Genomic DNA, 13,316 nt, shown 5'->3' on the forward strand with positions numbered 1-13,316 from the left:
AAATGCTGGCAAGGCATCGGCCAGCGCTCTGGGAGGAGCAATGCCTGACACAGACGAGATCCGAACCGGGGTCGCAAGCCGCGCACCAACCGGTCACCATTTTTCCAACGCAAGCGCCGGGGTCGCTTGTGTCCTGTCAGGCATGCCGTTCGCAGAAAAACGAGCCGACAAACAGAAATCCGGAGGAGGAAAGTACATGCGCATGTTCAATTGCCTGGCGCTCGGCGCGGGCCTGATTGCAACGACATTGACGATACCAGCCCATGCCGAGGACGCGGCAAAGGTCGCGGCGATCGTGAAAGGCCTCGACAACCCGTTCTTCCAGTACATGCAGAAGGGCATCGAGGAGCAGGCCAAGGCCGACGGTGTCGGCGTCACCGTGCAGGCGGCCGCCAATATGGGCGACGCGACCGGGCAGGCCGACCGGCTGACCGCCATGGCCATGCAGGATTTCGATTGCTACCTGGTCAACCCGATCAGCGTCTCCAACCTGGTGCAGGCGCTGGTGCCTGTCGCCCAGAAGAAGAAGCCGATCGTCAACATCGACAGCACCATCGATGCCGAACAGGCCAAGGCTGCCGGCTTCGCCATCTCGACCTATATCGGGACCGACAACGTCGCCGCCGGCGCACTGGCCGGCGATGAGATGCTGAAGCTGGTGCCTGCCGGCTCCAAGGTCGCCCTGGTGGCGGGCATCGTCGGCGACGTCGGCTCCAACGCCCGCATCAAGGGCTTCAAGCAAGCCGTCGAAGGCAAGCTCGAAGTCGTCGTGATGGTGAGCGCCGACTGGGATCGCGAGAAGGCGCTGACGGCGGCCACCGACATCCTGGCGGCACACCCGGATCTCGCCGGCTTCTTCGCCGCCAACGACATCATGGCACTCGGCGTCGAGCGCGCCGTGCAGACATCGGGCAAGGACGTCAAGGTGATCGGGCTCGACGGCATCGTCGACGCGCTGAAATCGGTTGCCGCCGGCGAACTCTCAGCCACTGTCGCCCAGTATCCGTACGTGGTCGGCGCCATGGGCGTGGAAGCCTGCAAGGCGGCGGCGATGGGCAAGGAACTACCCGCCAACGTGCCGGCGCCGGTGCTCTTGATCAACAAGGACAATGCTGAAGCCTCGCTGAAGAACTTCCCGGCCCCGGGCGGCGACTATCCCGATCCCTTCCGCGAGATGTTGAAGTGAGCACACCTGAACAAAACGCGCCCGCTCGAGTGACGGCGGGCGCGGCGGAGGAGAGCCGCCCCTCCCTGTCGGCTCTCCTCCTGGATCCTTCCTTCTGGGCCGACTGGGCATCGGTCGTCGGCCTGGTCGGCCTCGTCATCGTCTTCGGCATCGCCCAGCCGGTCTTTCTCAGCGTCGCCAATCTGCAGGCGCTGCTGCTTGCGGCGGCGATCCTGGTCGTGCTGTCGATCGGCCAGACCTTCGTCGTGGCGACCTCAGGCATCGATCTGTCGCTGGCGGCAGCCGTCATGCTGGGCGCCATCATCCTCGGCCTGTTCAACGCCGCCGGCTATGGCATTTTCCTCGCCTGCGTGCTCGCCGTCCTTGCCACCAGCGCGGTGGGTTTTCTCAACGGGCTGCTGATCACCGCCGGGCGCATCCCCGACTTCGTGGTGACGCTCGGCACGCTGTCGGGCATCACCGGCCTCGGCCTCATCCTGTCGGGCGGCGAGCCGACCATGGTCGGCTCGACCTTTCTGCTGCGCCTGGCATCGGGTCATTTCGGGCCGTTCGGCTATCCGGTCTGGGTGGCGATCGCGGCAGTCATCGTCGCGCATATCGCGCTCTACCACACCCGCTTCGGCGTGCATCTCCTGGCCACCGGCGGCCAGACCGAGAGCGCCAACGCGCTCGGCATTCGCACCAACCGGGTCAAGATCGCCGCCTATACGATTTCGGGTTTCTGCGCCGGCATCGCCGCAATTCTGCTGGTGGCGCGGATCGGCTCGGCCGAGCCGCTGATCAACACCAGCCTGCTCTTGAATTCGGTGGCAGCCGTGGTGCTGGGCGGTGTCAGCCTGTTCGGCGGCCGCGCCAGCATCCTCGGGCCGGCGATCGGGGCACTGATGCTCACCGCTTTGGTCAACGGCCTGACCCTGCTCAGCGTTTCGGCCTTCTACCAACCGCTCGCCGTGGGCGCCATCGTGGTGCTGGCGGCCCTGATCATGCGATACCAGAAATGAGCGCCGTCCATCACATCCCCTCCTCGGAAGCGATCCTCGCCTGCGAAGGGCTGAGCAAGCATTTCGGCGGCATCCGCGCCTTCACCGACGTCGCCTTCCAGGCGCGACGCGGCGAGGTCACGGCGGTGATCGGCGACAACGGCGCCGGCAAGTCGACGCTGATCCGCTGCCTGGTCGGCGTGCATGTGCCGGACGGCGGAGAGATTTTCTTCGACGGCAAGCCGAAGCCGTTCGGCAATCCCGACGAAGCACGCAAGGCCGGCATCGAGACGGTGCACCAGAACCTGGCGCTGATCGACGAACTGACGGTGGCGCAGAACCTGTTCCTCAACCGCGAGATCGTGCGCCGCATCGGCCCCTTCGCGCTTCTCGACCGCAAGGCGATGAAGACGCAGGCCCGCGCCATGCTGTCACGGCTGTCGATCAACATGCCTTCGGTCAACCAGCGCGTAAGGCGCCTGTCCGGCGGGCAGCGACAGGCGATCTCGATCTGCCGCGCCGCCGGCTCCGGCGCCAAGCTGGTGGTGATGGACGAGCCGACGGCTGCACTTGGCGTGCAGGAGACGGCCAATGTCGAGGCGCTGATCCGGCGGCTGCGCGAGCAAGGCGTCAGCGTCATCCTGGTCAGCCACAATTTCGATCAGGTGCGGCGCCTGTCCGACCAGATCTGGGTGATGCGCGCCGGCAAAATGGTGGCGACTGTGCGCGCCTCGGAAACATCCGGCAATGAGCTCGTTGCGCTTGTCACCGGCGCGGCGTGAAATCAACGGCTGCTGCTCGGTCAGCACCGGACTTGAAATCAAAGGGAGTTTGCGAGTGGCACCAATCCGTGTCGGACTTGTGGGTCTAGGCGAGGTCGCGCAGTCGATCCATCTGCCCGTGTTGGCGGACCAGCGCGACCGCTGGGTGATCGCGGGCGTCCATGACGTCTCGCCAAGCCTGGTGGCGCTGTGCAAATCCGAATATCCGACGGCAAAGGCTTTCGATACGGCGGAAGCGCTGATCAATTCGGCTGACATCGACGCGGTTTTCGTGCTGTCGTCCGACGACACCCACAGCCGCTTCGTGCGCGCCGCCATTGAGGCCAACAAGCACATCCTGCTGGAAAAGCCCGCCTGCCTGACGGTGCGCGAGATCGACGAATTGCTGGCGCTGACGACGAACTACGAAAAGACCATCTTCATCGGCTACATGCGCCGCTACGCGCCGGCCTATCTGGCGGCGAGGGACGAACTGCCCGCCTTTGCCGACATCACCCATGTCCGCATCTTCGACCTGATCTCCGAGGGCCGGCATTTCCTGAAGAAGAGCCAGAACATCCTCTATCCCAACGACATCGACCCGGCGCTCCTGGCGCGTGGTGCGAAGGAGCGCGACGCGCTGATCCGCGAGGTGGTGAGCGCCGATGCACCGGCCGACCTGGTGCGCGCCTATCGCGGGCTGACGGCGCTCTCCTCGCACCACATCTCGGCAATGCGCGGGCTGCTCGGCGAGCCGGCCGGCGTGATCGCCGCGCACCGCACCAATGGCGGCGCCAACACAAGCGTGACTTTCGACTACGGCCATTTCGCATGCCTGTACGACGCGGTGGTCGACGATCTCGGCCTGTTCGACGCTATGATCGAGGTGCGTTCGAACACCAGGCGGGTGCGCATCATCTACGACACGCCGTATATCCGCAGCCTGCCGACCCGATTGGAAGTGACGGAAGCCGGCCCGCTCGGCCCGGTGACGAAGACCTTTGGACCGCTCTATGGCGACGCTTTTTCCAACGAGCTCGAAATCTTCCACCGCCACATCATGGACGGCACCAAGCCGCTGACTGATCTCGCGGACTCGCGCCGCGACCTTGCGCTGATGGCGGCGATCATCGAGCGGATGAAGGCGACCGGGGGACGCGCCTGAAGCCATCGCCGCTTTACGGTTGTTTGGGATATTCGAGCTGCATGGCAACGAAGTCGGTCGTGCGTGCGCCGTAGCGGGCAGAAATATCGCGAAGTGCCTGGTCGAGAGCCTTCGCCGGCCGCGGATCGGCCATGGAAGGAACCAGGCGCCCCGCCGGCCAGTTCGCCGCGACCTGGTCGGGCAGGATGCGCATGCCGTTGCGGCTGACGATCGCACCGTCCTTTGCGGCAAATGTGACAGCGCGGGATCGATAGGTTCGCGACCAGGCGTCCGCGACCAGCGCCAGCGACACCTCGTCCATATCGGGGGTCAGTTCGATGCCGAGCTGCTCGTGACTGAGGAAAGCCAGCGTGTTGCCGATCGCCGTCAACGCGAAGGGACGAGTGAATGTGAAGGCAGCGCTGGCATGCCGCGCATCCCAATGCGCCAGGCCAAGGTCGCGGCCAACGGCTTCGGCCTTGTCCCGCCCGGCAATGGCCTCGATCAGGGTCAGCATCATCGGTATCGACGCGGTGATGCCGGTCGTCGTCGCGACACCCTGGTCGACGACGAAGCGCCGGTCCGCGACATAGCGGATCGTCGGGTGTTTTTCGCGGATCTCTTTCAGCGAATACCAATGCGTCGTCGCCCTTTTGCCATCGAGCAGCCCGCTAGCTCCGACCACCTTGGCCCCGGCGCAGACACCGATGATGGTGGCGCCCTTGGTCGCCTGGCTTTTGATCCATACCAAGACGTCGGCATCGTCGTCCCGCATCATGGCGGGAACGATGACGTAGTCGGCGCCTTCGGGATGCTGCGCGTCGAACTCGGCTACGGTCGCATCGGGCTGGACCTGCAGCGCCGGGAACAGTTTTACGGGTCCAGGCTTGGTTGCCAGCGCCACGACGTCAGCGACATCGGCGCGCCGCAGGATGCCGTAGGGCATGAGGTAGTCGGTGGTTTCGGTGGCATCGTTGATGCCGACGATGGCGATCAGCGGCCGCTGTCGCTTCGGCGGCTTCAGTGCCGCGATGGTGGCCTCCGCCTCCTTGCCATCGATTGCCGGCGGAACGGCGGCCAAGGATGCCGAAGGCAGCGACAGCAGCCATGCGGCACCGACGACCAGGAAAAGCAGGACGATGCCCAGGCCGCTCCACACCACGATGCGCGAACTCATGACCATGCTCTCCTGATCAAGCGACTTGACCTTCAGCCTAGCGCCGTTACGCTTTGTCCGAAATGACATATATCGGGCAAAAACTGCCATGCTGCGGAAGATCGGCATCGTCATCCACCCCGGGTTCCAGCTGCTGGATGCGGCCGGGCCGGCGGCGGCATTCGAGATGGCGGAACACTTCTGTCCCGGAAGCTACGCTCTCGAGATACTGGCGCCCGGCGGCGGCGAGATGGAGAGCTCGTCCGGAATGCGGCTTTCGGCCCGGCCGCTGTCGGCAGAGGAGTCGCTCGATACCGCCATCATATCAGGCGGTGAGATCATACGTTCCATGGCGGCGGCCGAGCAGATCGTCGCCTGGCTGCGGCGCACAAATGCGCGACGGACGGCAAGCGTGTGCACGGGCGCCTATTTGCTCGCCGAAGCGGGACTTCTCGACGGCCGCAGCGCCACCACCCACTGGTGGAGCACGGACGACTTCGCCCGCCGCTATCCGAAGGTGCGGCTCGACGCCGAGCGGATCTTCATCAAGGACGGCGGCGTCTGGACCTCGGCGGGCATTTCGGCCGGCATCGACCTGGCGCTCGCACTGATCGAAGACGACCTCGGCCTGGCGATTGCGCGCCGCGCGGCGCAGCAATTGGTCGTTCACCAACGCCGGCCCGGCGGCCAGTCGCAATTCTCGGCGCTGGTCGACCTCGGCGGGCGGACAGGCCGCTTTGTCGAACTGATCGAGTGGATGCGGACAAAGCTCGCCGAGCCGCTGACGGTGGAGCGCCTTGCCGATCGAGCGGCCATGAGCCCGCGGCATTTCGCGCGCGCCTTCGCGGCCGAGACCGGCATTACCCCGGCCAAGGCCGTTGAACGTCTGCGCCTGGAGAGTGCGCGATTGGCGATCGAGACCAGCCACGCGCCTCTCGATCGCATCGCCGAGGCCAGCGGCTTTGGCGACCCGGGACGCATGCGCCGTGCCTTCCTGAGAGCCTTCGGCCAGCCGCCGCAGGCGCTCAGGCGTGCCGCGACCCGAAGCTGACGCCTGCCGCGTCCTGACGCTAGAGCGGTGTCGTCGCGGCTTCCGCGACAACTACTTCCCGCAATGGTGATCGTTGATCTTGTTCAGCGCATTCGCGTCAGGCCCTACCCTTTGGTAGGAGCAGGGTTCGCCGCCTGTCGTGACCAGCTGCTTGTCGTAGTAGCGCGGGCCGCCGAAGAGGATGTCGATGATATCGCCATCGGCGGGAACGTAGCGTTCGGGCTGTGGCCGGTGCTCGCGACTTCCAGCGTATGCCGAGCCGTGCATGCCGCAGGCTACCCCGAGAACGAGGGCGCAGATCGCAAAACGTTTCGTCGTCATCGGCAATACCCTCCGGGCCATTTGGGTTTCCATCATACCTCCAAAATCGCCAGCTGGACAAAGGTTCCCTCAGCGACCCGGGACGGAGCCGCGTGCACGCTTCTTCTCGGCCGCCACCAGCATGTCGACGAAGGCGCGCACCTTGGCCGGCCTGAAGCGCGCCGGCGGGAAGACGGCATGGATGCCGCCAGTCGGCAAGGTCCAGTCGGCGAACACCCGAACCAGCCTTCCCCCGGCGATGTCATCGCTGACGCTGTAGTCCGGAAAGATGCCGAGCCCGATGCCGGCCAGCACGCAGGCCTTCACGCCGGGGGTCTTGTCGCAGTTGACGACCAGATTGAGCTCGGCCAGCACCGTCTCGCCGTCTTTTGAAAACAGCCACTGGCCGATGCCGCGCAATTGGGCGTTGCCGACCCAGGGCAGCGACTTCGCCAGCCTGGGGCCGGCTTCCGCCGGCAGCCGGGCGGCGAGGTCCGGGCTTGCCACGACGAATTGCTGCAAGGTCCCCAACCGCCGCGCCAGATTGCTGGAATCGGCGAGCCAGCCGACGCGGATGCCGAGATCTATCTCTTCGTCGACGAGATTGCTCACCGCGTCGTCGAAGATCGTCTCGACGCGCATTTTTGGATACTTCCTGAGGTAGGCGGCGATGGTCGGCGCCACGACCATCTGGCCATAGTCGAGCGGCGCGGTCAGTCTCAGCATCCCGGTCGGCTTCGCCGCGCTTTGCGAGATGTCGCCGTAGGCGGTTTCAGCCTCGCGCAGGATGATCGCCGCCCGGTCGTAGAACAGGCGTCCCTCCTCCGTCGGCGTGACGCGCCGCGTCGTGCGCCGTAGCAGCGTCGCACCCAGTTCCTGCTCGAGCTTGCCGACCTGATGGCTGACCACCGCCTTGGCGACATCGAGCCGATCGGCGGCGGCGGTGAACGAGCCGGTTTCCACAACGGTGGTGAAATAGACGAGGCGGTTGAGGTTCAGAAGGTCGGTCATCGGCAAATTGTCTGATCTGATCAGACAGTTTGTATGATTGATCGATGTTTTTCGCAACCAGCCGAACTGCCATCCAGGTCCGAGACAAAGACACCCGGACCAGCCTGTTATGACCGATGCCACTGTGACCTACCTTTTCGATCCGCTGTGCGGCTGGTGCTATGGCGCCACGCCGATGCTGGACCGGTTGGCGGCGAGCGGCATTACGCCGACACTCTTGCCGACTGGGCTCTTCTCCGGCGCAGGGGCGCGGCCAATGGATGCGGGCTTCGCCGCCCATGCCTGGGACAACGACCAGCGCATCGAGCGGCTGAGCGGCCAGCGCTTTATGCAAGCCTATCTCGACAATGTGCTGAATGTCCGCGGCACCCTGCTGGATTCCACAGCAGCGACCCTTGCCATCACCGCTGCCGGCCTTGAAGACCCGCGCCGGCGGCTTTCGGCGCTCAAGGCGATCCAGCATGCCCGCTATGTCGACGGCCGCGACATCGTGACGGTGGATGGCGTGGCGGGCGTGCTGACCGACGCCGGCATGGCGGATGCGGCCGAGATGGTCAAGGCGCCGACCGATACGCTGATGACGGCGCATCGCGAGCTGGTCGGCCGTGGCCGCGCGCTTTTTCAGCGATTGCACGCCAATGGCGTTCCCTCGCTCGCCGTCGTCCGCAACGAGGCACCGCGCCTGATCGGCGCGAACGCGCTGTTCGGCAGCTACGACAATCTCATCGCCCATATCCAGGCGGCGTGATCCCCCTCCCCAAGCAGAAAGGAAATCACATGAAGATCGCCCTCATCGGCGCATCCGGCCAGGCCGGCTCGCGCATCCTGAAGGAACTCTCCGACCGCGGCCACACCGTCACCGCCATCGCCCGCAACCCGGAAAAGATCGCAGCACTTCCCGGCGTGACCGCCACGAAGGGAGACATCCACGACGCGAACGGCCTCGCCGCCCTGATCAAGGGCCATGACGCCGTGATCAGCTCGGTGCATTTCCTTGCCAGCGATGCCGACAAGCTGATCGCGGCGGTGCGTGCTTCCGGCGTCAAGCGCTACCTGGTCGTCGGCGGTGCCGGCAGCCTCGAGGTCGCCCCCGGCAAGCGCCTGGTCGACACGCCGGAATTTCCGGCCATCTACAAGGCCGAGGCGCAGAAGGGCGCCGACTTCCTCGACACGCTCAAGTCGATCGACGATCTCGACTGGACCTTTCTCTCGCCTTCGGCGCTTTTCGCCGCGGGCGAGCGCACCGGCCAGTTCCGTCTCGGCAAGGACAGCCTGCTGGCGTCTGAGAAAGGCAGCAGCATCTCCTTCGAGGACTACGCCATCGTGATGGCAAACGAAACCGAGACGCCCAGGCATATCAGGCAGCGCTTCACGGTCGGCTACTGACGGGCGGAGGCGGGCGCTGCCACGACAACGTTGGCGGCGCCCGCCCTATACATGATCGTGCGAGACGATTGCCCGACCGGGCACGCCCATAGGTTTAGGTATAGCCTCAACTATATTAGGGATTTCTTGACAATCTTCCAAACCTCTGGTTTCCTGATTTCGGGCATATTTAGACAAGTTCGTTGCGTTTTTTACGGACGGTGTTCGCATGTCGACCTTGGTTGTCGCGGACCCGCGGGGGGTGTATCTCGCTGGTCTGGAGTGGGTTCTGCGGAAGGCCGGACACAGTGTCGTCGCCGAGTGCCACCGCGCTATAGACGCTCTGCCGCAAGTGGAGCGTCACCGGCCTGATATGGTCGTCATCGGCCTGGATATCGCGGATCCGCAGACGGCCACTCTTTCGTCGCGGCTGAGAGCCAGCCACGATGCTCTCGGCATCATTTTCATCCTGCAGCCAAACAGCCGATTCGACATAAAGGACATACAGGCGCTCGACGTCGATGGCCTGTTGCTGGACGGTATCAGCAATCGCTATCTTGTCGAATGCGTGAATGCGGTGGCGGCAGGCAAGAAGTGGATCGACAACAAGATCGTCCAGCAGCTGCTGATGTCGAGATCGCAGCAGCAGCCCGCGTCCAGGCTGACCGGGCGTGAGTCGGAAATCGCCGACCTCGTCTCGCGCGGACTGCGCAACAAGACCATCGCCCAGCAGCTGAATGTGTCCGAAGGCACCGTGAAGATGCATCTGCACCACGTCTACGCCAAGCTTAACCTCGGCAGCCGGGCGGAGCTGGCCTGGATGGCGCATGGCAAAGGTTCTGACTCAGGAGCTGGTCAAAACCGCCTGGTCTCGTAACCTCGGCCGGGCGGCGAGGCCGCCGGCGTCAGCAAGCGCCGGCAGCGGGCCGGAAAACCAGAGCGGCGGCCGCCCAAGCTGAGCCGCACTACCGCCCAAGCCCTTGCTCAAGCGTCCGATTTTTCCAAAACCCGATATTCGCTCTTGGTCCGATGCGTTCCAGCGCGTCGACCGAGCGCCTATCCCGGCTTGATCTATCGAAGGATGTATATCGTTCGATCAGGTAGCGGCATTCACCCTAATACTATCGAAGCGAGAATAGACCGGCGCTCGAGATCGGCGACAATCAAAATTCGAAGGCCGCAATTCAATGCGCGATCTTTCCTTTGAATGGGCCCCTTCAAGAATCGATCATTAGCGTTGGGGGTGCATTTCGGCGGGGCATTTCAGCGGCCACTCATTAGGATTGGGGAGAACAAGCTATGGCGATCACCTTTACTCTCAACGGCCAAGCCGTCAACGACCAGACCACCGGGCTACAAACCGGCGACAATATCGACGACGCCTTTACCGACACCGATGTTGCGTACTCCAGTCTGCCGGCGTCGGTCCGGACCTACCTTGAGGCGACTCTCGGGCTGAACTCTGCGTTCCCGACCAGCGTCGGCGTCGCGACCAAGACGAACTCTGTCACTGTCAACGCCACCGCCGGCTCCCAGCTCACCGGCACTACGTTCACCGACGGCAGCGGCGGCGCCCTGAATGGCGACGACAGCGGCCTCAACACTGTCGACGGCAAGGACATCCTGCTCTTCGCCGACGGAAACGACACCGTGATCGGCAAATATGACAGCGACGGGATCGGCGGCGTCGATACGGTTGCCTTCGTCATCTTCAAGCAGGACGTGATAAACGCCGGCGCGACCAGCGACCAGGTAACTTTCCATATCGTCACCTATGTTCCGATCTTCCATAACGGCAGCACCAACCCGGATGACGCGGTCGATCTTGGCAACACCCTCAAGCTCGCGGCGAGCGAGACGCTCAACTTCGGCTTTGCCGGAGCGCCGTCGGGCAGCAACCTGTTCATGACGTTCGGCGATCCAAACTCCACCCAGATCGTGGTGATCGGGAAAGACCCGCTGAATCAATCCAATGGCGGAAACATCACGACCAAGGATGTGCTCAATATCAGCCAGGCCGGCAGCACCACCTCGTTCGGCGTCAACGGCAACCAGATCAACCCCGATGAGGGCGCGTTCATCACCTACGTCTCGGGCACGAACACGAACTTCCTCGTGCCCAATCTGGACCAAAACGAGGCCGACGTCGAAGCCAACATCGCCTTCCAGAACGTCGTCAATGCGACGGGGGCGTCCTTCACCGTCAACCAGACCAATCCGGGCGTCGGACCCGTCACCGTCAAGATCTCGGCCTTCAGCACCGCTGCGGAACCGGGGGCGGGGTTCGTCGACGGGCTCACCAACGATACGCACGTCGCCATCACGTCGTTCTCGCTCACCAACGTCGTGGTTAAGACAGGCAATACGCAATTTACTCCGGAGGCCTCGATCGACGCCGACGGCAATTTGATCATCACCGGCCTGAGCAGCGGCGACAAAGTCGAGTGGACCACGAGCGCAACCCACAACCGCGTGCTGATCGAAAACATCAGCAACGCGGATGGCGCTGCCGGCAACGACAACAACACTTTCGATATCGGCGGCTTCGGCATCGTGACATCCAGCGGCGCTTCGGAGTTCGTCGGCCAGCAGATCGTCATCGAGGACGACGGACCTACGGCGGGCATCGTCCAGGGTGCTCCGACGGTGGCGCATGACGAGACCGCGGGCAACCAGGGCGATGCCGACGACACGACCGCAGCCGGAGTGGCGGTACTGTTCGCAGGCGTCAGCAATGTCAGCACCGATCTGAGCCCAGCCGGCTACGCACAGGACGCGAGCCCGGTGGTCAGCTCAACCGGCAGTTCTACGGGTACAGATGGCGGCACGACTGCGTTCTCGCTGGCGGTCTCCGTCGCGGGGGTGGATTCCGGCCTCGACACGACCAACGGCACCAGCATCCTGCTGTTCAAGGAAGGCGACCTGGTGGTGGGCCGCATAGGCTCAGCCGCGGGGGCGGCGGCGTTCGCCGTCGCGATCAACAGCACGAGCGGGGTCGTGAGCGTGGCGCAGTACGCCTCACTGAAGCACCCTGGAACCGCCAATCCAGATGATTCGGTATCGATCACCGACGGCGCGTTGCTGGCGGTGGTGACGGTCACCGACGGCGATGGCGACACCGCGACCAACTCGACAGGCATCGGCGACGCCGTGCAGTTCCAGGACGACGGGCCGGCCATTGGACTTATCAGCGATGGGCTGGTGGACTTCGCTGCTGGCAGCACCGTGACCAAGACGCTCAGCGGGGTGGTCGGGGCAGATGACCCGGCAACCTATAGCATCACGGCTTCGCCGGCGACCCTGACGATACTGGACGGCACATCCTCGCAGGTAACGCTGCTCAGGGACCTTACCAACAGCAACACTGTCGCTACCTACTTCAAGGATGTTGATGGCAGCGGCACACACACCGCCGGAGACATCGATTTCTTCAAGCTGACCCTGTCGGGCGGCAACTACACCTTCGATGTCCTCCAGAATCCTCCACCCGCGGATTTGAATTTCAGCTTCGCCGGGGCACCCTCCGGCAGCAACCTGTTCATGACGTTCGGCGATCCAAACTCCACCCAGATCGTGGTGATCGGGGAAGACCCGCTGAATCAATCCAATGGCGGAAACATCACGACCAAGGATGTGCTCAATATCAGCCAGGCCGGCAGCACCACCTCGTTCGGTGTCAACGGCAACCAGATCAACCCCGATGAGGGCGCGTTCATCACCTACGTCACGGGCACGAACACGAACTTCCTCGTGCCCAATCTGGACCAAAACGAGGCCGATGTTGAAGCCAACATCGCCTTCCAGAACGTGTTCAATGCAAACAAGGCGTCCTTCACCGTCAACCAGACCAATCCGGGCGTCGGACCCGTCACCGTCAAGATCTCGGCCTTCAGCACCGCTGCGGAACCGGGGGCGGGGTTCGTCGACGGGCTCACCAACGATACGCACGTCGCCATCACGTCGTTCTCGCTCACCAACGTCGTGGTCAAGACAGGCAATACGCAATTTACTCCGGAGGCCTCGATCGACGCCGACGGCAATTTGATCATCACCGGCCTGAGCAGCGGCGACAAAGTCGAGTGGACCACGAGCGCAACCCACGACCGCGTGCTGATCGAAAACATCAGCAACGCTGACGGCATTGCCGGCAACGACAACAACACTTTCGATATCGGCGGCTTCGGCCTCAGCCAGACGCAGCCAGCGCCCGACGAGAAGCTCGAATTCACCGTGCAGATCACCGATGCCGACGGCGACACGGCGAGCGACAGCTTCTCCATTGGCATCGACGGGACCGGCATCTTCGACGACAACCACGTAGACGGCGTCGTCATAGCCTGACGCAATACCGGCCGGGCGCCA

Annotated in this window: 12 protein-coding genes; 9 read left to right on the plus strand and 3 right to left on the minus strand. The window is 63.9% G+C overall.

Annotated elements, in window-relative coordinates:
- Positions 1–196 precede the first annotated feature (196 nt).
- Genes D3227_RS05380 through D3227_RS05395 form a run of 4 tightly spaced genes read left to right on the plus strand, consistent with a single transcriptional unit; the run spans position 197 to position 4,092 of the window.
- Positions 197–1,186 carry a sugar ABC transporter substrate-binding protein gene (locus tag D3227_RS05380; protein WP_120013106.1) on the plus strand — a complete coding sequence of 330 codons (990 nt, stop codon included), beginning with the start codon at positions 197–199 and terminating at the stop codon, positions 1,184–1,186.
- Positions 1,183–2,187 (plus strand): ABC transporter permease, encoded by a 1,005-nt coding sequence (locus D3227_RS05385; RefSeq protein WP_120013107.1) that lies wholly within the window; start codon positions 1,183–1,185, stop codon positions 2,185–2,187. The genes D3227_RS05380 and D3227_RS05385 overlap by 4 nt, the downstream gene beginning before the upstream one ends.
- On the plus strand, positions 2,184–2,948 hold the full coding sequence (locus tag D3227_RS05390; RefSeq protein WP_120013108.1) for an ATP-binding cassette domain-containing protein: 765 nt from the start codon (positions 2,184–2,186) through the stop codon (positions 2,946–2,948). The genes D3227_RS05385 and D3227_RS05390 overlap by 4 nt, the downstream gene beginning before the upstream one ends.
- A 55-nt stretch (positions 2,949–3,003) precedes the next feature.
- Positions 3,004–4,092 carry a Gfo/Idh/MocA family protein gene (locus D3227_RS05395; RefSeq protein ID WP_120013109.1) on the plus strand — a complete coding sequence of 363 codons (1,089 nt, stop codon included), beginning with the start codon at positions 3,004–3,006 and terminating at the stop codon, positions 4,090–4,092.
- Between the two features lie 13 nt (positions 4,093–4,105).
- On the opposite strand, the gene D3227_RS05400 is transcribed toward D3227_RS05395, so the two are convergent.
- On the minus strand, positions 4,106–5,248 hold the full coding sequence (locus D3227_RS05400) for a DJ-1/PfpI family protein (RefSeq protein WP_120013333.1): 1,143 nt from the start codon (positions 5,246–5,248) through the stop codon (positions 4,106–4,108).
- 88 nt (positions 5,249–5,336) lie between these two features.
- On the opposite strand from D3227_RS05400, the gene D3227_RS05405 reads away from it, so the two are divergent.
- A complete protein-coding gene (locus tag D3227_RS05405; protein WP_120013110.1) occupies positions 5,337–6,278 on the plus strand; it encodes a GlxA family transcriptional regulator in 942 nt (313 codons plus the stop codon).
- 51 nt (positions 6,279–6,329) lie between these two features.
- Here the strand turns inward: D3227_RS05405 and D3227_RS05410 are convergent, their stop codons facing one another.
- On the minus strand, positions 6,330–6,599 hold the full coding sequence (locus tag D3227_RS05410; RefSeq protein ID WP_120013111.1) for a hypothetical protein: 270 nt from the start codon (positions 6,597–6,599) through the stop codon (positions 6,330–6,332).
- Between the two features lie 69 nt (positions 6,600–6,668).
- Positions 6,669–7,589 (minus strand): LysR family transcriptional regulator, encoded by a 921-nt coding sequence (locus tag D3227_RS05415; protein WP_120013112.1) that lies wholly within the window; start codon positions 7,587–7,589, stop codon positions 6,669–6,671.
- 109 nt (positions 7,590–7,698) lie between these two features.
- Between D3227_RS05415 and D3227_RS05420 the strand changes: the two genes are divergently transcribed.
- The 4 genes from D3227_RS05420 (at position 7,699) to D3227_RS05435 (ending at position 13,295) form a co-directional block, all read left to right on the plus strand.
- Positions 7,699–8,337, plus strand: coding sequence for a DsbA family protein (locus D3227_RS05420; protein ID WP_120013113.1), 639 nt, complete (start codon positions 7,699–7,701; stop codon positions 8,335–8,337).
- A gap of 29 nt (positions 8,338–8,366) precedes the next feature.
- Complete coding sequence (locus D3227_RS05425) at positions 8,367–8,975, plus strand: NAD(P)-dependent oxidoreductase (RefSeq protein ID WP_120013114.1); 609 nt, start codon at positions 8,367–8,369, stop codon at positions 8,973–8,975.
- A 208-nt stretch (positions 8,976–9,183) separates the two neighbouring features.
- Positions 9,184–9,831 carry a LuxR C-terminal-related transcriptional regulator gene (locus D3227_RS05430; RefSeq protein WP_120013115.1) on the plus strand — a complete coding sequence of 216 codons (648 nt, stop codon included), beginning with the start codon at positions 9,184–9,186 and terminating at the stop codon, positions 9,829–9,831.
- A gap of 422 nt (positions 9,832–10,253) precedes the next feature.
- The gene (locus tag D3227_RS05435) at positions 10,254–13,295 is read left to right on the plus strand and encodes a DUF5801 repeats-in-toxin domain-containing protein (protein ID WP_120013116.1); all 3,042 of its coding nucleotides are present in this window, start codon (positions 10,254–10,256) and stop codon (positions 13,293–13,295) included.
- Positions 13,296–13,316: the final 21 nt, after the last annotated feature.

Source organism: Mesorhizobium waimense, from assembly GCF_003601975.1.
GTDB lineage: Bacteria > Pseudomonadota > Alphaproteobacteria > Rhizobiales > Rhizobiaceae > Mesorhizobium > Mesorhizobium waimense.

Coding starts and splice junctions, on each gene's coding strand:
- D3227_RS05425 (WP_120013114.1), top strand. CDS start 8,367: ATGAAGATCGCCCTCATCGGCGCATCCGGCCAGGCCGGCTCGCGCATC.
- D3227_RS05380 (WP_120013106.1), top strand. CDS start 197: ATGCGCATGTTCAATTGCCTGGCGCTCGGCGCGGGCCTGATTGCAACG.
- D3227_RS05400 (WP_120013333.1), bottom strand. CDS start 5,248: ATGAGTTCGCGCATCGTGGTGTGGAGCGGCCTGGGCATCGTCCTGCTT.
- D3227_RS05415 (WP_120013112.1), bottom strand. CDS start 7,589: ATGACCGACCTTCTGAACCTCAACCGCCTCGTCTATTTCACCACCGTT.
- D3227_RS05410 (WP_120013111.1), bottom strand. CDS start 6,599: ATGACGACGAAACGTTTTGCGATCTGCGCCCTCGTTCTCGGGGTAGCC.
- D3227_RS05435 (WP_120013116.1), top strand. CDS start 10,254: ATGGCGATCACCTTTACTCTCAACGGCCAAGCCGTCAACGACCAGACC.
- D3227_RS05390 (WP_120013108.1), top strand. CDS start 2,184: ATGAGCGCCGTCCATCACATCCCCTCCTCGGAAGCGATCCTCGCCTGC.
- D3227_RS05420 (WP_120013113.1), top strand. CDS start 7,699: ATGACCGATGCCACTGTGACCTACCTTTTCGATCCGCTGTGCGGCTGG.
- D3227_RS05430 (WP_120013115.1), top strand. CDS start 9,184: ATGTCGACCTTGGTTGTCGCGGACCCGCGGGGGGTGTATCTCGCTGGT.
- D3227_RS05405 (WP_120013110.1), top strand. CDS start 5,337: ATGCTGCGGAAGATCGGCATCGTCATCCACCCCGGGTTCCAGCTGCTG.